The following is a 22,133-nucleotide window of genomic DNA, read 5'->3' as shown; positions in this document are numbered from 1 at the left end:
TGTGGCTTGATGTCAGCGCATTTCGGCCTCGAATTGCATCAACAGCCGCATTTTCTCCAGGACCGTGTCGATTACCACGCGTTCGTCGAAGCTTTCCAACTTCCATTCAAAACCGATCACGCGCCGGCCTTCGGTCCAGGGCTGCCTTGTGGTGTCAAGGAACAGATGGCGGCCAAACTCCATCTGGCGCGTGTCGACGTTGATCAGGTACACGCGGATGGTCGGTCGCAGTGGCGCCTGGCTGCCATCCAGGTAGAGCACCACATCCGACCACTCGACCCAGTCGTTGCAGGCGTAACGCAGCGCCGGTCCGTCCGCCCAGGGTTGCCGGCGGGTGTAGGTTTCGAAGCCGTCGATCTCGGCCTGCAAGTGGGCGATGATCTTGCTATCCAGCGCCTCGAGTGCCTGGTCACGCAGCTTGTTCAGGGCATTGATCTGCGGCAGGTGATCGAAGATGAAATCAATGCTCTCAGGGTTCATGTCACGCTCCACGGTGATGTTTTCCAGATGCAGCAGGAACTCGTCTGCCAGCACACGCCATTTGTTCAGCCGGCTGTGCTCGACGTTTTGCGACAGTGCTCTGCGCAGGGCGCCGAGCAGGTCGGCATAGCTGAGCCCTGTCCAACCATCGGCGACGTTGCTGCCCGACGGTGACAGCACCGCGAACAACACGCGCTTGTCGCGGCCACCCACCAATGTTTCGGCATAGAGTTCGTAATCGGCGAACGGGTTGACCTGAGCGTGGAAGATCTTGTTCTCGAGAATCAGCAGCCAGTCCTCACCTTGCAGCAGCAGGTCGATGCGCTTGCCATTGGTGGTGGTCACTTCACGTTGCGGAGGCAGGCGCAGGGTCGGCTCGGGAGGTGACTCTTTGCAGATGCAGCCTAGCAGGGCGCCGAGGAAGCAATCACCAAAACCATGGACCTGGTTGGGGTCGAGAAAGAATGCGAGCAGGTCAGTGGTGGGGTTTTCGTAGTAACCGCGCCCTCCGAGGGCAAAAATGCTTGGCTCATACGCCGGCTGGCGATGCCGTTCAGCCTCGGCAAGCAGGGTGCGTGCCTGATCCAGATCCATGGTGTCTCTCCGTGTGTTCCCCTTGCGGGGGTAGCAATGTCGGCGATACCGATGTGCCGTCGATTTCGGCAGCTAGGCACGCCCTTTCAACAGTGCTGCCAGGGCGACGGTGAGGCCAACGGCGGTCGCCATCGCAACCAGCATGGTAATGGCGACGCCCGTATGTTCGAGCAACCCCGCCATCGCCAGATAAAACGCAATCACCCCCACCGCCCCAATCGCATTGCCCCGCACCATCGCCGCCATCCCGGCGCGGCCGCCCTGGACATGGGCGAACACCACCAACGGCCAGGCAATCACCGGGATCGGCGCCAGCATCCCGCTGGTCGCCGGCCCCAGCCAACTGGCCAGGCTGGTGGTGAGCATCAGCAGCGCGGTGGCGGACACCATGCGCAAGGGGATCTCCCAATAACGGTGCCGAGGCCGGGCAAGCGTATCGGGCCTGGGCTCGCGGCCGCTGGCGCGGATCAGCACGCCGATCAGCAGCAGCGCCACGCCGACCGACAGGTACAACCCGCCCCAGTGGGTGAAGGCATAGGCCGCCAGGCCATAGAACAGGATCGCCAGCGATACCGCCGCAGCGATGCCGAGCTTGCGCGTGGCGAACAGGTAGAAGGTGTAGGTGGCCTGCACGGCCGCCAGTCCACCCAGCGCACCCGGCACCGCGCCCAGGGCGAAGGCCGTGCCTTGCTCCAGGCACAGAAAGGTCATCACCAGCGCCGAGGTGATTGGCAGGCCGGACAGCAAACCACCGAGCAGGCCGCCCCAGCGCCTTGAGGCGAGGGAGATGGCCCACATCAGCAGCGGGGTGACGAGGAGTTTCAGGTAGAAGAGGGTCATTGCGCGCGGTTCCGGTTCTGCAAGGGGGCGCCCGCCGTCGGCATTGGGTGGGGCGCGGGTGGATCAGCCGCGGCTGGCCTCCAGGGCCTGGGCAAGGTCGGCGATGATGTCGTCGCTGTGCTCGATACCTATCGACAGGCGCACCATGTCCCGTGGTACGCCGGCTTTTTCCAGCTCTTCATCGTTCAACTGGCGGTGGGTGGTGGAGGCAGGATGGCAGGCCAGCGACTTGGCGTCGCCGATATTCACCAGGCGCACCACCAATTGCAGCGCATCGATGAAGCGGGCCCCGGCCGCTTGGCCACCCTTGATGCCGAACGAGAGGATCGACGCCGGTTTGCCACTGGTATAGCGCTGGGCCAGGGCATGTTCGGGGTGGTCCGGCAGGCCTGCGTACTTCACCCAGGCCACCTGGTCGTGTTCCTGCAGGAAGCGGGCAACCTTGAACGCATTCTCGGTATGGCGCTCCATGCGCAGGGCCAGGGTCTCCAGGCCTTGCAGGATCAGGAAGGCATTGAACGGCGACAGCGCGGCGCCGGTGTTGCGCAGCGGCACCACGCGGCAGCGGCCGATGAAGGCGGCAGGGCCGAAAGCTTCGGTGTAGGTGACGCCGTGGTAGGACGGGTCGGGGGTATTGAGCAGGGCGAAACGTTGCTTGTGATCGGCCCAGGGGAATTTGCCCGAGTCGATGACGATGCCGCCGATGCTGGTGCCGTGGCCGCCGATGTACTTGGTCAGCGAGTGCACGACGATATCGGCGCCGTGTTCGAACGGGCGGCAGAGGATAGGCGTGGCCACGGTGTTGTCGACGATAAGCGGCACGCCGTGGCGGTGGGCGGCCTCCGCCAGCGCGGCAATATCGACGATGTTGCCGGCAGGGTTGCCGATGGACTCGCAGAACACCGCCTTGGTGCGATCATCAATCAGTGCCTCGAGGGCGGCGATGTCGTCGTGGGCGGCGAAGCGGGTGGTGATGCCCTGGCGCGGCAGGGTGTGCGCCAGCAGGTTGTAGGTACCGCCGTACAGCTTGGCCACCGAGACGATGTTGTCGCCGGCTTCTGCCACGGTCTGGATGGCGTAGGTGATGGCGGCCATGCCCGAGGCCACCGCAAGCGCACCCACCCCGCCTTCAAGGGCGGCCATGCGCTGTTCGAGCACATCGTTGGTGGGGTTCATGATGCGCGAGTAGATGTTCCCGGCCACCTTGAGGTCGAACAGGTCGGCCCCGTGCTGGGTGTCGTCGAAGGCGAACGAGGTGGTCTGGTAGATCGGCACGGCCACCGCCTTGGTGGTCGGGTCGGGGCTGAAGCCCGCGTGGATGGCGAGTGTTTCCAGCTTCATGCGGTCATTCCTTGAGCGTGGGGTGGAAGCGGACGAGCATGGAGTCATGGCGACACGGCGGTCAAGGGGCGAGCCTCCCGAGACCGCTGTCAGCGGTTGTCAGGCGGGCGCGTTGATCGTTACCGGCTGTCTGTTGAGCAGTGGCAGCCAATGCATGACATCCCGCAAGTGCAGGCGTGTAGACCAATCGTGGTAGTCGCCAATCACATAAAGCCGGCGTTTGGCGCGGGTAGCCGCCACGTTGAGCAGGTTTGGCTGTTCAACGGCCCAGTCGCGTGCACCGCGTTGCTCGCTGTTGCCGCCAAGCACGAGGATGACGACGGCGGCCTCCTTGCCTTGCATGGTGTGGATCGTGCCGTGCACCATCTTCTCTGGAAGGCGGCCCTTGAGCTGGTTGCGCACGTCCTGGAATGGCGTGATCACGGCGATATCAGAGCGCTTCACACCGTCGACATCGAGCTTGGCAAGCAGGCGTTCGAGCGCAATGCCTTCATTCTCTACCCAATTGCCACTTGAAGGGCCGGCCACATGAATCCACCCCGTGGGCAGGCTGGCGGGCGTTTCCTTGTCTGGGCTAGGGGTAAGCGTGCCGTATACCATGGCATTGTCGTAGGCGATGAGGTTGGCCAGATCAAACATAGGTTTGTCACAGCGGCGGTGCACCACCAGAGGTAGGCCTATCCAGCGCTTTCCAGCCCTGGGGCCGGCCATGCGTCCCCAAGACGTGCCGAGGTCGGCCAGGCCTTGGGCGCTGTAGCGATTGGGCAGCCAGTGCGCGTTCACCTGATACTTGTTGCGCATGTATTCAAGGACCGCGTCGGAAACAGTGACGATAGGCTTGAGCTGCAAGGGGTCGCCAACCAGTACCGCCCTGCGTGAGCGCCACAAGGCGCCGACCGTTGCCTGTGGCGTGGCCTGCCCGGCTTCATCCACCAGCAACCAGCCGATCTCGCCGCAGCCGAAGCTGCCGAACGAACGCGCGAAGGAAGCAAAAGTGCTGCTCAGTACCGGTACCAGCATGAACAGCGATGCCCAAGCGCAGCGCAGGGCGTTCGGTGACATCCCGGCGAAATGGCCGTTGCAGATCACGCTGGTAATGAAATCGAGGTTGGCCTTCAGGCGAGTGGGCTCGAGTTCGTAGAAAGTGCGGTGCAGCGCCAGCGCTTCGATGAACACGTTGGCCCTGGCCTGCCGCCAGCCGTCAAGCATCCAGGGTTCGCGCAGTTCGGTGCTGGCGCTGCGATCGAGTTCGCCACGCTCAAGCCAAGTCAGCAAGTGCCTGGCCTCGCCAGCAAGGGCAAGGCTGCGGGTAGTTTCGATCTGCGTGGTAGCCAGATCTATGGCTTGGGCGATGGCTTGTTCGTCCTGCGCCAGTTGTTGAGCCGCTGCGTCTCGGCGTGCGCACAGCTCTTGGACCTGGCGCTCGGCACTGGCGAATGCTTCGCGTGCCAGGGCGTGGCCGCTGTCCAGTAGCCGCTGTCGTGCGGCCCAGGCTCGACGGGCACCCCAGAGGCTCAGCAGGCTGGCCAATAGGCCGGGTTTTTCTGCACTGTGTGCGGTAATCGCCTGCAGCGCCTGGCGCAATTGTTCACGGGCCGGTTGTAGCGTGCTGCTTTCGACTTCGCGTTGCCGATCGGAAAGCGAGCGAAGCGCTTCGACGTGAGTCTGGCGAGCCTGTTCAGCCTGTTTGACCTGCTGGCGGGCAGCGACTACGGCATCGATTTGTGTGAGTAACCTGTCGAGCTGGGCGCGAGCAGCCTGCTCCGCCTGAGTAGCCTGGCGATAGCGGGCAATAGCGCTCTGCCAGACCCTGGCTTTTTCGGTGGTCGTCAGTGCCTTGCTGCGCGGTATGCGCTCGTTCAACCAGGCTGTCATGCCCTGCACAGGAGGCAGCTCGGGAGAGGGGGGCTGTGGTGCAGGTGCGCTCGAAGCGCCGAGGCCATCCATGTCGTCGTTGTCGTCCTCAAGCTCTGCGGCTTCGACGGGGAGCCCCGCCTTCGACGTTTTTGCAGGGCGCCTGCCATCAAGAAGACGTTCCACGAACTGCTTGCGCTTGGCCTTGCTGCCCAGCGCGGCGGAGACCAGCCCCCAGGCTGGCTGGCCGCTGACTAGCCCTCCCAGTTCGCTGAAATACGCGGCTTGCGGCAGCCAGGAGGCATCGATCTTGTCCTGCTGTGGCAGCTCGAGCGTGATGTTCTCGACGGCGCCATTGTTCGAGGAGGCGACGACGATTTCGAACCCCAGCAGGTCTGGATGCAGCGCGTAGGTCGTTCGGCCGGTGCCTCCGTCGCTGGCTACCTCTCGGCCATCCTGCAGGAAGGCGTCGGAGGCTTTTTCGAATGACGCCAGTACGTCCGCTCGTTCGGTGACGACTGCTGCGATCAGGTCTCGCAACAGAGTGGTCTTGCCAGTGCCAGGCGGGCCATTGATCCCCATCAGCCCATGACTGTCTCCCAGGGTCTCGAGCAGGCTGTTGATCGCCACTTGTTGTGAGTGAACCAAGCCCAGATGGCGGTCTGCCGGCCAGCAACCCTTGGGATAGCGAGCGGGGGCCAGGCATCGAATCAAGGGCAGGTCGGCATCGCGGCTATCCAGATGCAAGCGCGGTTCGCTGTGTTGCTCTGTCAGGTAACGTGCCAGTGGCGGGCTGACGTGGCCCTGATCAAGTGCGCTAGCTACCTTGACCAGGTCGTCGAGCAGGAAACTGTTAAGGGGATCGTCTTCCTGCTCGGGTTGCTTCGGATCGACCGGCTGGGAGCGGAAGCGATGCTGACGGTTCTGGGCACCGAAGAACTCGTCCAGCCCGAGATGATGTCGAACCTGCCAGGTCATTTCTTCCAGGGCGTCAGCGCTCACCACGCCACCGAGCAGGCGCTTGCTGTCCTCGCGCAAAGCGTTCTGCGTGTCTTCGAAGCCCGATGTCCAGTCTCGCTTGTGGATAGCGCAGCCAAGGAACCATGCTTCGCTGGACAGTACGAAGCTGTCGACGACCATCTGCCCCAACTCGTCGAATTTCAGCGAGAACAGAGCCGACTCTCTGGTTTGCGGCTCTTTGTAGCCTTGATCCGCACCGTACAGCGCTTCGAGTCGGCGAGCGACGTGCAGGCTGTCGTAGAGATGGGCGTAAAGCGTGTGACTCCAGACCCGCTTGTTTGGCAGCCGCTGTCGACCCAGCACGTTCGTCGCTGACCAGGGGAGCGAGCGGGCGGTGATCGGCAGGTCCTGGAAGAATGGTTCGTAATCCTTGTTACGCTTCTTTTTCTTCGGGGCGGCCTGCGGCTGCAGGAGCTCGACGGCGTGCCAATAACGCACGATGCTTGAAGAGTTCATCAACATCCTTGTCAGCGATTTGTTTGGCTTTGCGCCAAGCGATGGTGGTTCAAAGTGAGTGGCGGTAGTTTCAGCGCTTGAAGGCATCCGCAGCAATGAACAGGCGTCCCGCCTGCTTGCGCGGATGCTCAGGCTGGCCGCAAGCTTAGCGTGTATTGGTAGCCATATGATATTGGTAGTGGCTTTACGCTAAGGTCGGTGGTCACTGAGCGGGGCGCTGCAAGCGTGTCGTTTCCTCTTCGAGGTAGCCGATCAGCGCCGCCACTTCTGTTTCCCCCAATCGCATGTTGGGCATCGCCAGTTGGTTGTACTGCGCGAACAGCAGCATCGCCAAGGGGTCTTTCTCCGCGAGCATCTGGTCGGGCTCCATCAGCCAGCGCTTGAGCCAAGCCTCTTCACGCTGCCGGGTCACCCCGAGCAGGTCCGGGCCGATGCCATGGGTGGCTCCAGGCTCGGCGTCTCCCAGGGTGTGGCACGACGAGCAGCGGGTCCTGAACAGTTGCTCGCCTGTGCTGGGCGGGCGGATGTCGGGGGCCTGGGTGTAGTCGCGGTGTTGGGCGCTGGCGGTTTTCCAGTTGTGCAGGCTGTTGGCCAGGCGGTCGGCGAGGATGTACGGGCTTTCGAAGGGCGAGGCCTTCATCCAGCGGCCGGTGGCCTGGTTGCCGATGATCAGGCTGAGGTTGTGGTCCTTGCTGCGGCCATTCTCCAGGCCCTCGATGTACAGGCCCAGGCTGCGTCGCAGTTGTTCGATGTCGGCGGCCTCGCCGGTGAGGAGTGTCCAGCCCGGGCCGATAGCGAATTTCTCGGCGTAGCGTTTGAGGGTGGCAGGGGTGTCGTTATAGGGGTCGATGCTGATCGAGTAGATGAAGATGTCCTGGCCGACACGCTCGCCCAGCAGCTTCTGTACCTGGCGCAGGCGCGCGGTTTCCACCGGGCAGGAGTCGCCGCAGCCGGTGAAGATGAAGTTGATGGCCACCACCTTGTCCTTGATCAGGTCGTCGAAGAAGCGCACCTGTTGGCCGTCCTGGGTGAGCAGGGGGATGTTGGGGAAGTAATCGGCGCCCCAGGGGGTGTCGGGGTCAGCGCTGGCGCTGGTCGGGGGCAGGGCGCAAGGCAGGCTGAGGATGATCAGCAGGGGGAGCAGCAGACGCCAGGTGTGGGGCATGGTCTTACCCTCTTGGATATCTGATGGGGCCTGCGATGCAGGCCATCGCTGGCAAGCCAGCTCCCACATGTACAGCGCCGATCACAAGGCATGCGCAATACCTGTGGGAGCCGGCTTGTCGTGGCGACGAACCGCGGCGAAAGGGGCGCAGCGCGCCCCCGCCCTTCTTTCACTTGATGCTCAAAGGTACCGTCGCACTCTGCCCCAGCGCCGATTTGACCGTTACCGCCGGTGGCGAGACCGGGCCGCTGCCGGTGGTGGTCACCGACAATTTCCAGCGCGCCCCGGAACCGCTGGCGCTCAACGTCGCCAGGCCCAGGTCGAGCGGCCCGCTGGTGGTGTTGCTGGTCACCCGGATGCTGTTGCCGGCGGCCACCGAGGTGGTGCCCGAAACCTCCCAGGTCCAGCGGTTGTTGCTGCGCAACTGCACCGAAGCGCTGCTGACCTGGATCTCGTCCATTGGCACTGCGGGCGAAACCGCGATGTTTACCGTAGCCGGGGCCAGCGACTCGAGGCCCTTGGCGTCGCGTGCGGCGTAGGTGAAGCTGGCGGTGAATCCCGTGCCCACGGTGGCCGGTGGGGTGTAGGTGACCTGTGTGCCGTTGCTGGCGACCGTGCCCTGGCCGGAGTCGGGCTGGGCCAGGCTGCTGACGCTCAGCGGCACGTTGCCGTCGGGGTCGGTGTCGTTGGCCAGCACGTTGAGCACGATCGGCTTGCCGGCCATGGTCGCGGCGCTGTCGTTGACCGCCACCGGCGGCTTGTTGCTGTCGTTGCCCGAGCCACTGCTCGAGGTGCGGAAGGTCGGCAGGGCGGCGGAATTGACGTATTCCACGCCATCCCAACCAGGCAGCGGCGTTGGCATCATCTGGAACTGGCCGGGGTGCTCCAGGTCCCAGCGCAGCAGCATCGAGGTGTCTTCGTGCTGGGTGTTGTGGCAGTGTTCCATGTAGGTGCCGGCGAACTCGCGGAAGCGGATGGCCATCTCGACTTCCTCGGAGGAGTCTGTGTCCGGGCCGATGCGATAAACATCCTTGCGCGCCCATTTTTCCCACTCCGGCGGGGCCTTGCCGTCACGGCTGAGGACCACTCCTTCCTCGAAATGCACGTGCACCGGGTGGCTCCAGCCATTGCCGCCGTTCTTGATCTTCCACACTTCCAGGGTGCCGTCGCCGCTGAAACCGCCGTCGGTGGCCTCGTTGGCCAGTTGCGGAGCGGCGCCGATGCGGCGTGGGTCCATGCTGTAGCCGAAGCCACCGTCGGTCTTGATGGTCCAGGGCGCGCTGTCGGTGCCGTCGGAGCGGCCGAAGATGAACTCTCGGTGGCGGGCGGCCTTGATCTTGACCTGGTCGCTGGCGCTATTGCGGTCGATCGGCAGGGGAATCATCACCAGGCCGGCAGCCTTGCCGGGCTTGGCCGGTTCATACAGGCTCGGGTCCATGCTCAGGTCCTGGCCGGTGTAGGGCTGCACGATCAGTTGCATGAACTTGCCGACCACCGGGTCGCCGCCATCCCATTCCGGGCCCTTGCTGGTCTGCTTGATCACGGCCTTGTATTTTTGCGACAGCACGTCGGCCAAGGCGATGGCCTGTTTCGGACCTTTGCCGGTGTCGTGTTCCATGAGGTTGACGAAGTACAGCTTGTCGCCGACCTTGATCCCGTTCTTGGCGAAATTGATGATGATGTCGTAGCGCTCGGCGATGCCCTGCAGCGGCAGGATGGCGTTGTTGTCCTGCAGGTTGCCGTCGCCGTTGAGGTCGAGGGTGCCGTCGAACGGCACCGCGTGTTCCATGATATTGCCGTCGTTGGCGATCATGTGGAACGGCACGCGGGCATAGGAGACGTTGGAGCCGCTCGGGCCTTTGAACTCGCCAGCGTTGCCGGCGATTTCACGGACCACGGCGAACTTGAAGTAGCGCGACACCGAGCCGTTGAGAATGCGGAAGCGATAGCTGCGCGCGCGCACCTTGAGCTTGGGCTGGTACTGCCAGTTGACCAGGATCTGGTCGCCGAGGAAGCCGTCGGTGTTGAACGGGTTGAACCACAACTGGCCGTTGGCGTCCCAGGCCTTGTCGGCGATCACCAGGTTGACGTCGTAGTCACGGTTGCCCCACGGCATCGCCGCGCCGCTGGGGAAACGCAGGTTGACGCCATCCTCCAGGGCCTCGTTGCCACGGTCGATGGCCGAGTAATAGTTCATCATCACCGCGTTGCCCTTGTAGACGTTCTGCGCGGTGAAATCGAGCATGTGGTCGTGGAACCAGTGGGTGCTCATGGTCTCGCGCCAGTCGCCGCGGATCCTGATGCTGCCGTTCTCGCAGGTCTTGAGGCCCGGGGATGCGTCGTTGACGAACAGGGTTTCGCCCGGCGCGCAGGGGAAGGCCGCGCGCGGGTCCTGGGCGCGGGTGTTGATGGTGTCGTAGCCGGCCAGTTGGATCGGCCAGCGATAGTCGTAGTACTGGCCGGGGAAGAAGTAGGCGTTGGCGAAACCGTCGCTCTCGGCCGGCGAGTGGCCATTGTGCTCGTGGGTGGAGATGGTATGCAGGCCAAAGCCGTTGTTGGCCGAAGGGTCGATCGGCAGGGCGTTGTAATGGCGCATCAGCACCGGTTGGCCGTAGCGTACCATCAGAAGCTTGGGTGGAAAGGTGCCGTCGAAGGTCCACAGCGTCTTGTGGCCCTGCAGGGGCATCTTCGGGTGGAAGCGGGTATCGATGCCCTTGGTGGTGCCGAGGGTGGTGGGGATGTCGGAGGTCTGGTAGTACAGCCCGCCCGGGGCGAACTCGCCCTTGGCATAGTTGTGCAACTGCTTGCGGTCGCGCAGGCCCTGGTTGATGCGCGCCCCGGCCTGGGCGGTCTTGAACGCGGCCTGGGGGTAGAACTCGTTCCAGCGCTGGTGCGACCAGCCCTTTCCTGGCGGTCGGCCTTCGGCGGGCGAGCCGACCCCGGTGCGGTTGAGGAACATCTCGATCTGCGCCTTCCACGGGTTGCGGTCGAGCACGTTGGCGTACTGTGACGGGAACGGTGTCAGCCCTGGCTGGGTGAGGAAGGCCTCCAGGGCGTTGCCGTTGGGGCTGCTGCGCGCCACATAATCCGGATCCTGCGCGGGCGCGGCACCGATTACGGGGGGCGGGAAGGTGAGGGTGTAGGGCGCAGTGGCCGGGTCGAGTTTCTCCGGGCCGAATTCTTCGAACAGCAGCAACTGCTGGGTGAAGGGCTCGGCGCCGAACAAGGGGCTGGGTTTGCCGTTCGTGGGATAGTTGCGTGAAGTCTGCTGCGCGGGGGGCAGGGCATTGTTGCTGGTCACCGTGGCGCGGGTGCCGTAGACCCCGTCGGTCAATTCGAGCGAGCCCTCGTTGGCTTCCGGCATGCTCTTCAAGGTCTCCAGCGCCGCCGCCTGGGCCAGCGGATCGGCGGCTGGGTCACTGAAGGCGGACGGATCGGTGGGCGGCGGTTGGCTCACGTCGTCGAGCGACCCGGCGAACACGTTGGCCAGCCCCAGGCTGAGCAGCAGCGCCGTGATGGCGGACAACCTGAACACCTGGGTCGATGTTGCAGTTGAATTCTTCATTACCGTATGCCCCGTGTTGTACAGGCTGGCATCTATTGCCACTTTCAGTGAGTGGCGATATGCCCTGTAGAGGGGACCAGCAACGGCTGTGCCAAGCGGAAAATGGCCAAACGCCACGTGTTTCAAGATGTTGCAAAGTCGCGAAAAACGCCTGCTGAGGCAGTTGCCGCAAACCTGGGGGAAGACACCCAGGGCTGGGTGGGGAATGTGCCCCATTTCCCGCCCAAGCGGCCGGGCAAGGGGTCTGCTTTACCTCATGGGCCTGGGCGCTGTCATCGCCAAGCCTGCGGTTGGTGGTGGGCGGCCCGGCTGAGGCTGGCGGCGCGGTGGCTGGCGGGCCGTCAGCAGTGCCCCTTGCCCGAATCCCCTGTTCTTGGCACCCTTGCCAGCCATTGCCTCTCGTCACCCGCCAAACTAAGGAACCTCAAGGTGAGTTGGGAAAAAGTCGGTAAATCCATGGTGGGCCTGCTGGTCCTGGTCGCCGTCGCCGCCACGCTCTATGTGACGTTGCGTGAGGACGACCGGCTGCAGGCGCGCCTGACATACGCCCATCTCACCTACCCGGGCCAATTCAGCGAACGCATCAGCGAGGCCAACGACCTGCTCAAGTATGAGCGGCTACACACGCAGATCAGCGCAATCAGCGCCGGCACACTCAGCCATCCGCAGATCGACAAGTTGGTGGATCTGGCCCAGGCACCCTACCTGCAACTGTTCGCCAGGCCCTTCGAAGCAGGTCTTGTGGACCACCGCACCGGCTTGCTGATCGAGTTGTCCAACCCCGCCCGAGTACCGCTCAAGGCCGTGCACATACGTCTGCCGGCCAAGGGGCTGGTGCAGGTGCGCGATGCGGCCGGCAACGACACGCTGGTGCCGACCCCGACCAGCAGCATCGACCTGCCGGCCATCGACGGGGTGAGCGAGAGCAAGGTGTGGGTGTACTTCGACGCCGATTATTCACAGATTCGCCAGGCAGGAATCAGTATTCGCGATGCCGACGGCAGCGCCGATATCCAAGTGGTTCGCGAAGTGACGGGGTTCCCGGCATTGCTGGCGCGTTACAGCCAGGTGGTGGTGGCGATGCTCGCCGCGCTGGGGCTGGGGTGGCTGGCGCTTGCGTATGCCTGGTGGGGGCGGGCACGGGTGGCCGGGGTACCGCAGAGCCTGTAGGCGATCACCGCGAACTTGGGCAGGCCTGACGCTCGACCGCTGTCCGCCTACAGGGTTGCCCGCTAGATCACCGCCGTTGCGGCCGACAGCAAGGCCTCTATGAACAGGCTTTCCGCTCGGCTCATGCGTTGGTCCCTTTTCCACAACAGGTGGATGTCGACGTCGGCAATGCCCTCCTGCGGCGGCAGTTTCCACAACAACCCTGCGTCCACATCCGGCGCCACCACATGCTCGGGCAGGCAGCCGATGCCGAAGCCGGCGATCACCAGGCGGCGCACTTCTTCCAGGCTCGGCGACGAGGCGACGATACGCCCGGCGAAGCCCTGCTGGTCGCGGAAGATGGTCAGCGGCGAGAGCATGCCGCCGATCTGGTCGCTGGTGAAACTGACAAAATTCTCCCGCTGCAGGTCGCCTTCCATCTGGCCGAACAGCGCGTGGTGCTTGCCGCAGAAGAACGCGTAGCGCTGGCGCAGGAACAACCGCTGCTCCAGCCGTGGCTGGGGTCGGCGGTTGAGGCTGAGGCCGGCGGTGGCGGTTTTTTCCTGCAGGGCTGCGACGATGTCGGAACTGCGCATCACGTCGATCTCCAGCTCAACCCGGGGGTGCTGGCGGTGGAAGTCGGCGAGGAAGTCGTCGAAGCGTTCGTTGACGATACGGCTGATCATCAACAGGCGCACCTTGCCCACCAGTTCGTCCGCCGGCTGCTCCAGCAGGCCGCCGATCTGTGACATCTGCCCGTACACCTCGCCGGCCAGCTGGAACAGCTGCTCGCCCACCTCCGTCAGCACGAAGCGCGGCCCACGGCGGGCGATGAGCTGGCGCCCGAGTTGCTCCTCGAGGCGCTTGAGCGCCTGGCTCACGGCGGGCTGGGTGAGGTGCAGGCGGGCGGCGGCGCGGCTGATCGACAGTTCCTGGCCGATGACGCGGAAGGTGCGCAGCAGGTTCCAGTCGAGGCGGTCGTTGAGCAGGCGGTCGGGCATTGTCGGGCTCGATGATAAGCGTGGTTAATAGTTCGAATAATAAATAGAAAATTGAATTATAGGCGCCCGCGATGAATGATCTCCAGCAGTGCAGGCCTCATTGCGGGGCAAGCCCGCTACCACAGCTGCCTCCAGATCTTGACGGAGACCCAGGCCTGGTGGGAGCGGGCTTGCCCCGCGATGCGTCCGCCCAGGCGCCGTCAGAGCGCCACCGTGACCCGACAACTCCTGCCAGAAAAACAACCAAAGGAGCCACCCCATGAAGCCCGCCGCTTCGCCCCAACCGCGCCGTGCCGCCGCCGCCGCGTTCATCGGCACCATGATCGAGTGGTACGACTTCTACATCTACGCCACCGCCGCCGCGCTGGTGTTCGGTGCCTTGTTCTTCCCCTCCGACAACAGCCTGTTCAGCACCATGGCTGCCTTCGGCACCTTTGCCGTGGGCTTCTTCGCCCGGCCCTTGGGCGGCATCATCTTCGGCCATATCGGCGACCGTATCGGGCGCAAGAAATCGCTGATCATCACCTTGCTGATGATGGGCGTGGTCACCGTCGCCATCGGCCTGCTGCCGACCTACGCGCAGATCGGCGCCAGCGCGCCGGTGCTGCTGGTCCTGTTGCGCGTGGTCCAGGGCATAGCCGTCGGTGGCGAGTGGGGAGGGGCGGTGCTGATGGCCGGGGAGCATGCGCCCAAGGGCCGGCGCAACTTCTTCGCCTCGTTCGCCCAGCTGGGTAGCCCGGCAGGCCTGATCCTGTCGCTACTGGCTTTCAGCGCGGTCACCCGCCTGCCGGAAGACGACCTGATGAGCTGGGGCTGGCGCCTGCCGTTCCTGGCCAGCGCGCTGTTGCTGCTGGTGGGCCTGGCAATCCGCCTGGGGGTCAACGAGTCGCCCGAGTTCCTCGCCAGCCGTGAGCAGGCCGAACAGACCCGGCGCAAGGAGCAGGCACCGGTGCTGGAAGTGCTGCGCAGCGCCTGGCGGCCGTTGCTGCTGTGCATAGGCGCCAACACCCTGGGCATCGCCGGGGTCTATTTCACCAATACCTTCATGATCAGCTACACCACCCAACAGTTGCACCTGGAGCGTTCGCTGATCCTCGAATGCCTGTTCTTCGTGGCGATCATCCAGTTCTGCGTGCAGCCGTTGGCGGCGTGGCTGTCGGAGCGGCTTGGTGCCACGCGCTTCCTGGCCCTGATGGCGCTGCTGGCGATGGCCTCGCCGTACCCGATGTTCGTGCTGGTGAGCAGCGGCGAAGGCCCGCTGATCGTGCTCGGCATCGCCCTGGCGGCGGCGTGCATGGCGTCGTTCTATGCAGTGATCGCAGGCTACGTCAGCGGCATGTTCGCCACCCGCGTGCGCTACACCGCCATCTCCCTGGCCTATCAGGTGTGCGGCGCCATCGCCGGTGGCCTGACCCCGCTCATCGGTACCTGGCTGGCCCACAGTTTCAGCGGCCAATGGTGGCCGATGGCGGTCTTCTACAGCCTGATCGCCTGCACTTCCCTGGTCTGCGTGCTGGCGCTGGCGCGCCGCTACGCCCTTGGCCGGCAGCTCGAGCTGGCCTGAATCTGGAGTATCCGCAATGTTGAAAAGCAATGGCGATCGCCTGTGGGCGAGCCTGATGGCCATGGCCGAAATCGGCGCCACCGCCCGTGGCGGCAGCTGCCGCCTGGCCCTGAGCGACGAGGACAAGGCCGGGCGTGAACTGTTCGGCCGCTGGTGCCGCGAGGCCGGGATGAGCCTGAGCGTGGATGCCATTGGCAACCTGTTCGCCCGCCGTGAGGGCAGCGACCCGCATGCCGCGCCGGTGATGATGGGCAGCCACCTGGACACCCAGCCCGAGGGCGGGCGTTTCGATGGCGTCTATGGCGTGCTGGCCGGTTTGGAAGTGGTGCGCCGCCTGAACGACCTGGGTATCCGTACCCGCAAGCCGCTGGAGATCGCGGTATGGACCAACGAGGAGGGCGCCCGCTTCACCCCGGCCATGTTCGGCTCGGCGGTGTTCACCGGCACTTTGCCGCTGGCCCAGGCCCTGGCGATCCGCGATGCCGACGGCATCAGCGTCGCCGATGAACTGGCGCGCACCGGTTATGCCGGCCAACGCCCGCTGGGCGGCAAGGTGGACGCCTATTTCGAGGCGCATATCGAGCAGGGCCCGATCCTCGAGGACAACGTCAGGAGCATCGGTGTGGTCAGCGGCGGCCAGGCGATCCGCTGGCTCGATGTCACCGTCGAGGGCATGGCCGCGCATGCCGGCACCACGCCGATGAAGCTGCGCAAGGACGCCTTGTACGGCGTGGCACGGATGATCCAGGCCATCGAACAACTGGCCAGCGACTTCTCCCCCGAGGGCCTGACCACGGTGGGTGAGCTGAGCATCGCCAAGTCGTCGCGCAACACCATTCCCGGCCTGGTGCGCTTCACCCTCGACCTGCGCCATCACCGCGACGAGGCCATCGACGCCATGGAGCGCGATATCAGCCTGCAGTTGCAGGCCATCGCCAGCCAGCGTGGCCTGGCGGTGCGCATCGAGCGCCACTGGGTCAGCCCGGCCACCCCGTTCGACGTCGACTGCGTGGCCGCCGTGCAGCAGGCGGTGGATGGCCTGGACTACAGCCAGCAGTCCATCGTCAGCGGCGCCGGCCATGACGCGATCCTGCTGGCGCGCTACTGCCCCACGGCGATGGTGTTCATCCCCTGCGTCGGTGGTCTGAGCCACAACGAGGCCGAGGATGTGCTGCCCGAGGATGCCCGCCAGGGCGCCGATGTATTGCTCAACGCCGTGCTGGCCCGTGCCGGCCAGGTTGTCGAAGGAGAAGCCTGATGCGCTGCTATTTCCACCCGGAACAATTGCTCCACCACCCGCGCAGCTACTATTCGCGCGGCGCCATGCGCACCCCGCAGGAAGTCCCCGAGCGCGCCCAGCGCCTGCTGCAGGCCGCCAAGGACCTTGGCTTCGATATCCGCAAGCCCGAAGATGCCGGCCTTGCTCCGCTCAAGGCGGTGCATGGCGAAGCCTACCTGGCGTTCCTCGAAGAAGCTCATGCGCGCTGGAAGGAGGTGCCCGAGGACTGGGGCGACGAGGTGATGTCCAACATCTTCGTTCGCGAACCCAACGCCCTGCGCGGCATTCTTGCCCAGGCCGGGCGCTACCTGGCCGATGGCAGTTGCCCGGTGGGGGAGCATACCTGGCGCTCCGCCTACTGGTCGGCACAGAGCGCCGTCGCCGCGGCCCAGGCCATCCTTGACGGAGAATCCGCCACCTATGCCCTGTGCCGTCCGCCGGGGCACCATGCCCGGTACGACGCCGCTGGTGGCTTCTGCTACCTCAACAACGCCGCCGTCGCGGCCCAGGTGTTGCGCGGCCGCTACCAGCGCGTGGCGATCCTGGATACCGACATGCACCATGGGCAGGGCATCCAGGAGATTTTCTACGAGCGGGACGACGTGCTGTACGTCTCGGTGCATGGTGACCCGACCAATTTCTATCCAGGAGTAGCGGGCTTTGCCGACGAGCGCGGTAGCGGAGCAGGAGAGGGCTGCAATCTCAACCTGCCGATGGCCCACGGGGCGAGTGAAGCGGACTTCATGGCGCAGCTGGAGGTTGCGTTGCAAGCGGTGAAGGACTTCGGCGCCGAGGTGCTGGTGCTTTCGCTGGGCTTCGATATCTACGAGCTGGACCCGCAAAGCAAGGTGGCGGTGACTACCGAAGGGTTCGCCCGGCTGGGTGAACAGATTCGTGGGTTGCGTTTGCCGTGTCTGATCGTGCAGGAGGGCGGGTACCACCTGGAGAGCCTGGAGGCGAATGCTCGGGCATTCTTCGGCGAAGAGCGCGATTGGCGTTAAGCCTGTCGAGGGGCAAGCCCGCTTCCACAGGTTGAATCGCCACGGTGGAAGCGGGCTTGGCCCGCGATTGCGTTGGTATGGGTATTACACCCCGCCCCGGCGCACATGCTTCACCAACACCTTCTCCAGCAACTCCCACATCGCCGGGTCGGTACTGAACGCCACGTTGAAGCGCATCCACCCAGTGGCCTTGGCATCGACCATGAACAACTGCCCGGGCCCGAGCATGATGCCTTTCTCCAGCGCATCGTCGAGCAGGGCGGCGCTGTCGGGGATGGCCGGATGCCGGGTCCAGATGTACATCCCTTCGTCCGACTCGATGAACAGCTCGAAACCCAGCCGATGCAGGTGCCGGCCCACTTCCTGGTGCGCCTCGGCCAGGCGCTGGCGCAGGCGCTTGAGGTGCTTGCGCCAGCGGCCGTCGATGATCGCGGCGTACACCACGCGCTCCATCACCTGCGAGGTGGTCAGGCCCGAGCGCATCTTCAGGTGCAGCAGTTGCTGGGTCAGCTCGGGGTTGGCCAGCAGGTAGCCGACGCGCACGTTGGGCGAGATGCTTTTCGAATAGCTGCCCACGTACACCACCTGCTGCAGGTGGTCGAGGCTCGCCAGGCAGGGCAGCGGGTCGGCGATCATGTCGGCGTAGAGGTTGTTCTCCACCAGGCGGAAGCCATGCTGGCTGGCCAACTGCAGTAGGCGGTGCAGCTGCGCCAGCGGGGTGCGCGAGCAGGTCGGGCTGTGCAGGTGTGGCTGGGTGAAGAAGGTCGTGGGGCGGTGGTGGGCCAGCAGGCGCTCAAGCTGGTCGAGGTCATAGCCGGCCGGGGTGCGCGGCACGCCCACCAGGGTGGCGCCCTGGGTGCGCAGGATGCTCATCAGGTTGGGGTAGCCGGGGTCGTCCACCAGCACCACGTCGCCGGGGCGCACCAGGGTGCGCACGGCCAGGTCCAGGGCCTGGCTGGCACCGTGGGTGAGCATGAGTTGCGCCGGGTTGGCGACGATCGACAGTTCCTGCTGCAGGTTCTGCGCAGTCAATGCGCGCAATTCCGGCAGGCCCATGGGGTCGCCGTAGCCGGACAGCTCCAGCGGGCTACCGGCGACCTGGCGCAGGCCGCGGCGCAAGCCTTCCTCGTACATCCAATCGTTGGGCAGCCAGCCACAACCCGGTTTGAACGGCAGCTGGCGGATCTCGAAGATCTGCTGCAGGTACCACTCCGAGTTGAAGGTGGGGCGGCTGGTATCGGCCTCGACGCTGTGCTTGTCCAGCAGCTCGTTCGCCGCACGATTGACGAAGAAGCCCGCATTGCCCTTGCTCACCAGCAACCCCTGGGCCACCAGGCGATCGTAGGCTTCGACCACGGTGAAGGTGCTCACCGAGTAGGTCGAGGCGAACGCCCGGATCGACGGGACCTTCGCCCCGGGCTTGAGGGTCTGGTCGTCGATCAGCGCGCGCAAGCCGTCGATGATCTGGTTGACCAGCGGGGTGGAGGAGTCCGGGTGTAGCTGGAGCATTCGGGGGCCTTCAGGTGTGCGCGACGCCAGGCGCCTGCGGGGCACAGCGGGTGTATTGCATCGGCGGCCTGTACAGTGCAGTGCGTTTTTCATGCCGCTGTGCATGGCTCAATGTGTTCGACATTTTTACATTACGTGTCAGATATAGCCAACACAGCACATGACAGCGCCATGAATAATCACAACATCGCTGCTTTACCGTCGAGGTCCGCCTCGCACCTTCTTCCCGCGTGGCCGGACGCTGCTCGTCCGTCCCCAGCATGGTTCAGTTCGTCCAGAGGGTCGCCTCTGGCCGCGTAAGCAGGCCGCCACGGATGGCCTGCGTGTGCTCGCGCACACCTCCCTGCCCGCAGTAGCACTGATGTACAGGTGAGACCGATAACCATCGGGGTTTCACAGTTTTTCCTTGGATAAAAAGAAGCACGGGGTAAATAACTGATGGACGCTACATCCACATCCACCACCGCGAAGGATGGGCACGAGAGCAAGCTCAGTGCCTCGCTCAAGTCGCGCCACCTGACGATGATGTCCATCGCCGGGGTGATCGGCGGCGCCTTGTTCGTCGGTTCCGGCAGCGTGATCCACAGCGCCGGCCCGGCCGCTGTCCTGGCTTACCTGGCCGGCGGCATCCTGGTGGTGCTGATCATGCGCATGCTGGGTGAAATGGCGACTTCCTCGCCGGACACCGGCTCGTTCTCCACCTACGCCGACCGCGCCATCGGCCGCTGGGCCGGTTTCACCATCGGTTGGCTGTACTGGTGGTACTGGGTGATCCTCATGGCCTGGGAGGCCTACGTGGCAGGCAAGATCCTGCACGGCTTCTTCCCCGACGTGAGCGTCAACGTGTTCGTGCTGGCCACGACCCTGCTGCTGATCACCGTCAACTTCTTCAACGTCAAGCACTACGGCGAGTTCGAGTTCTGGTTCGCGCTGATCAAGGTGGTGGCGATCGTCTGCTTCCTGGTGGTGTGCACCGCCGCGGTGATGAACGTCTGGCAGTTCGGCGAGGTACGCGGCATCAGCCACCTGACCGCCGAAGGCTTCATGCCCAACGGCATCACCACGGTAATCGGCGCCTTGCTGGGGGTGATGTTCGCCTTCCTCGGCGCCGAGATCGTCACCATCGCCGCCTCTGAAGCGAAGGACCCGGCCACCCAGATCGTCAAGGCGACCAACTCGGTGGTCTGGCGGGTGTGCCTGTTCTATGTCGGCTCGATCTTCCTGATCGTCTGCCTGGTGCCGTGGAACGACCCGCACCTGGGCGTCTCCGGTTATGGCGCCTACCGCCGCACCCTGGAACTGCTGGGTGTGCCCTATGCCGAAGTGCTGATGAACTTCGTGGTGCTGACCTCGGTGAGCAGCTGCCTGATCTCCGGCCACTACACCGCCTCGCGCATGCTGTTCTCCCTGGCCCAGCGTGGCGATGCGCCGCGCCTGTTCAAGTTCACCCGTACCGGCACTGGCGTACCGGTGAACGCGATCATCGGCTCGTGCCTGGTGGCGGTGTTCTGCGCGCTGATCAACTTCAGCGATACCCTGCGCCCGAAGGACGTACTGGAAACCCTGATGAACACCACCGGCATGATCGCCTTGCTGGTGTACCTGGTGATCGCCTTCTCGCAGCTGCGCATGCGTCGCAAGCTGGTGGCCGAGGGCAAGGAAGTGCGCTTGAAGATGTGGCTGTTCCCGTGGCTGACCTACCTGGTGATCGTGTTCATCGTGGCGGCGCTGGTGACCATGGCTTTCATGCCTGACTACCAGATCCTGGTGATCTCCACCGGCATCGCCGCAGCCATCGTGGTGGCCATGGGCGTGGTGCACCAGATGCGTACCGCCAAGCGTCACTGAATACGGTAGCGCCTCGCGCAACGGCCGGTCTCCGTCAAGGGGCCGGCCGTTTTCGTTTTCGCCAATCGGATCATCCCTACGTTGTGCGGTGCCGACATGGCTTATGCTGCACGCAATTGCCCTACAAGGAGTCGTCCCATGTCCTGGTCCGCCACCCAGTATTCGCTGTTCGAAGACGAACGCACCCGCGCCGTACGTGACCTGCTTGCCGCCGTGCCGACGCGCCCGGTGCGCCACGCCACCGACCTTGGCTGCGGTCCGGGCAACTCCACCGAAGTGTTGCTGCAACGTTGCCCCGATGCGCAGGTCGTCGCCCTGGACAGCGATCCGGACATGGTCGACAAGGCCCGGCAGCGGCCACGCTTGAGCATTCCACGGGTGCGTTGCGAGATTGGCGAGATCGCCGGCTGGGCGGCCCAGGTGCCCCAGGACCTGATTCTCGCCAACGCTTCGCTGCAGTGGGTGCCGGACCATGCCAGCCTCTATCCGCATCTGGTGCGGCAGTTGAACGAGGGTGCGAGCCTGGCGGTGCAGACGCCGGACAACCTCGACGAGCCGGCCCATCGCCGCTTGCGCGAGATTGCCAGCCAGGGGCCTTGGGCCGACAGGTTCGCTGACTTCAGCCTGCCGCCGCGGCACAACGCGGGTTTCTACTACGATTTGCTCAGCCCTTTGTGCGCGCGGGTGGATGTGTGGCGCACCACCTATCACCACCCCTTGATCGGTGGCGCCGAGGCGGTGGTGGAGTGGTTCAAGGGCTCTGCGTTGCGGCCTTACCTGGCGCGGCTGGATGAGCAGGAGCAGGCGGATTTTCTGCAGTTGTATCTGCAGGCCATGCAGCATGACTACCCGGCGGCCAGCGACGGTCGAGTGTTGTTGCCGTTCCCGCGGCTATTTGTGGTGGCCACGCGTTAGGCGCCAGAGCACATAGGTGTAGATGCCGAGGTTGAGCGCCAGCACGATGGTGCCCAGCCACAGCTGGATCTGTGGGGTCAGGCCGGCGGGGTAGATCACGGGCCAGATGTAGTGTTCGACGAAACCACCGTGGTAGCCGGCGTCGCCGGCGGCTTTACGCAGGTGGTTTTCCCAGTCGGTCAGGGGGCATTCCAGGTGCAGGCCTTCCACGGCCAGGCCCCAGGCTAGGGCGGGGAGGTGGATCAGCAGGGCGCGGCGGCGCCAGAGCACCAGCAGGCCGCCGAACAGGACGAGCAGGATGAACGAGAGGTGGAACAGGACCAGGGTGTCGGCGGCCAGGCGGTGGAGCATGGTGGGTGGGGCCTTGCTGGGGGAGATGGGTTAGTGTGTCACGGTTTTTCGTTCTTGAGTTTGGGGTGATTGTTTTGATAGTTGTATGCGCATTCATTTGCTATGTCGACGCTTATTCACCTTTCCGCCCTTACGGCGGCCTACTTTGGTCTTGGCCAAAGTAGGCAAAGCCGCTCGCTCCATTCATACGGCCCCTACGCT

15 protein-coding genes are annotated in these 22,133 nt (G+C 64.5%); 6 read left to right on the top strand and 9 right to left on the bottom strand.

What is annotated here, in order from left to right:
- Nucleotides 1–12: 12 nt before the first annotated feature.
- From BMY03_RS04635 to BMY03_RS04610, 6 genes are all read right to left on the bottom strand, one after another.
- Nucleotides 13–1,074, bottom strand: coding sequence for a PDDEXK-like family protein (locus tag BMY03_RS04635; protein ID WP_094010381.1), 1,062 nt, complete (start codon nucleotides 1,072–1,074; stop codon nucleotides 13–15).
- 72 nt (nucleotides 1,075–1,146) lie between these two features.
- Nucleotides 1,147–1,914 carry a hypothetical protein gene (locus BMY03_RS04630; protein WP_094010380.1) on the bottom strand — a complete coding sequence of 256 codons (768 nt, stop codon included), beginning with the start codon at nucleotides 1,912–1,914 and terminating at the stop codon, nucleotides 1,147–1,149.
- 63 nt (nucleotides 1,915–1,977) lie between these two features.
- Nucleotides 1,978–3,255 (bottom strand): bifunctional O-acetylhomoserine aminocarboxypropyltransferase/cysteine synthase, encoded by a 1,278-nt coding sequence (locus BMY03_RS04625; RefSeq protein ID WP_023629910.1) that lies wholly within the window; start codon nucleotides 3,253–3,255, stop codon nucleotides 1,978–1,980.
- A gap of 99 nt (nucleotides 3,256–3,354) precedes the next feature.
- Complete coding sequence (locus BMY03_RS04620) at nucleotides 3,355–6,585, bottom strand: DEAD/DEAH box helicase (protein WP_094010379.1); 3,231 nt, start codon at nucleotides 6,583–6,585, stop codon at nucleotides 3,355–3,357.
- Nucleotides 6,586–6,787: 202 nt separating this feature from the next.
- Nucleotides 6,788–7,750, bottom strand: coding sequence for an SCO family protein (locus BMY03_RS04615; protein WP_023629912.1), 963 nt, complete (start codon nucleotides 7,748–7,750; stop codon nucleotides 6,788–6,790).
- 169 nt (nucleotides 7,751–7,919) lie between these two features.
- Nucleotides 7,920–11,315 (bottom strand): Ig-like domain-containing protein, encoded by a 3,396-nt coding sequence (locus BMY03_RS04610; protein ID WP_094010378.1) that lies wholly within the window; start codon nucleotides 11,313–11,315, stop codon nucleotides 7,920–7,922.
- A 429-nt stretch (nucleotides 11,316–11,744) separates the two neighbouring features.
- Between BMY03_RS04610 and BMY03_RS04605 the strand changes: the two genes are divergently transcribed.
- Nucleotides 11,745–12,485: a hypothetical protein gene (locus BMY03_RS04605; protein ID WP_094010377.1), complete on the top strand. Its 741-nt coding sequence runs from the start codon at nucleotides 11,745–11,747 to the stop codon at nucleotides 12,483–12,485.
- A 62-nt stretch (nucleotides 12,486–12,547) separates the two neighbouring features.
- Here BMY03_RS04605 and BMY03_RS04600 read toward each other — a convergent pair whose 3' ends face one another.
- Nucleotides 12,548–13,465: a LysR family transcriptional regulator gene (locus BMY03_RS04600; RefSeq protein WP_094010376.1), complete on the bottom strand. Its 918-nt coding sequence runs from the start codon at nucleotides 13,463–13,465 to the stop codon at nucleotides 12,548–12,550.
- 259 nt (nucleotides 13,466–13,724) lie between these two features.
- Between BMY03_RS04600 and BMY03_RS04595 the strand changes: the two genes are divergently transcribed.
- Genes BMY03_RS04595 through BMY03_RS04585 form a run of 3 tightly spaced genes read left to right on the top strand, consistent with a single transcriptional unit; the run spans nucleotide 13,725 to nucleotide 17,309 of the window.
- A complete protein-coding gene (locus tag BMY03_RS04595; RefSeq protein WP_038705870.1) occupies nucleotides 13,725–15,029 on the top strand; it encodes an MFS transporter in 1,305 nt (434 codons plus the stop codon).
- Between the two features lie 16 nt (nucleotides 15,030–15,045).
- Entirely contained in the window at nucleotides 15,046–16,287 is a 1,242-nt protein-coding gene (locus BMY03_RS04590; protein WP_094010375.1) for a Zn-dependent hydrolase, read from the top strand.
- Nucleotides 16,287–17,309, top strand: a complete 1,023-nt coding sequence (locus BMY03_RS04585) for a histone deacetylase family protein (protein WP_094010374.1) — start codon at nucleotides 16,287–16,289, stop codon at nucleotides 17,307–17,309. Before BMY03_RS04590 ends, BMY03_RS04585 begins: the two co-directional genes overlap by 1 nt.
- 84 nt (nucleotides 17,310–17,393) lie before the next feature.
- Here BMY03_RS04585 and BMY03_RS04580 read toward each other — a convergent pair whose 3' ends face one another.
- Entirely contained in the window at nucleotides 17,394–18,818 is a 1,425-nt protein-coding gene (locus BMY03_RS04580) for an aminotransferase-like domain-containing protein (RefSeq protein WP_094010373.1), read from the bottom strand.
- 438 nt (nucleotides 18,819–19,256) lie between these two features.
- Here BMY03_RS04580 and BMY03_RS04575 point away from each other — a divergent pair, with 438 nt between their 5' ends.
- Nucleotides 19,257–20,666, top strand: coding sequence for an amino acid permease (locus BMY03_RS04575; RefSeq protein WP_094010372.1), 1,410 nt, complete (start codon nucleotides 19,257–19,259; stop codon nucleotides 20,664–20,666).
- A 138-nt stretch (nucleotides 20,667–20,804) separates the two neighbouring features.
- Entirely contained in the window at nucleotides 20,805–21,581 is a 777-nt protein-coding gene (gene tam, locus BMY03_RS04570) for a trans-aconitate 2-methyltransferase (RefSeq protein WP_023631698.1), read from the top strand.
- Here the strand turns inward: tam and BMY03_RS04565 are convergent.
- Complete coding sequence (locus BMY03_RS04565) at nucleotides 21,558–21,932, bottom strand: DUF2784 domain-containing protein (RefSeq protein ID WP_094010371.1); 375 nt, start codon at nucleotides 21,930–21,932, stop codon at nucleotides 21,558–21,560. The two genes, tam and BMY03_RS04565, sit on opposite strands and share 24 nt — an antisense overlap.
- Nucleotides 21,933–22,133: the final 201 nt, after the last annotated feature.

Source organism: Pseudomonas soli, assembly GCF_900110655.1.
Lineage (GTDB): Bacteria > Pseudomonadota > Gammaproteobacteria > Pseudomonadales > Pseudomonadaceae > Aquipseudomonas > Aquipseudomonas soli.
This window is presented reverse-complemented; position numbering and strand designations above follow the sequence as displayed.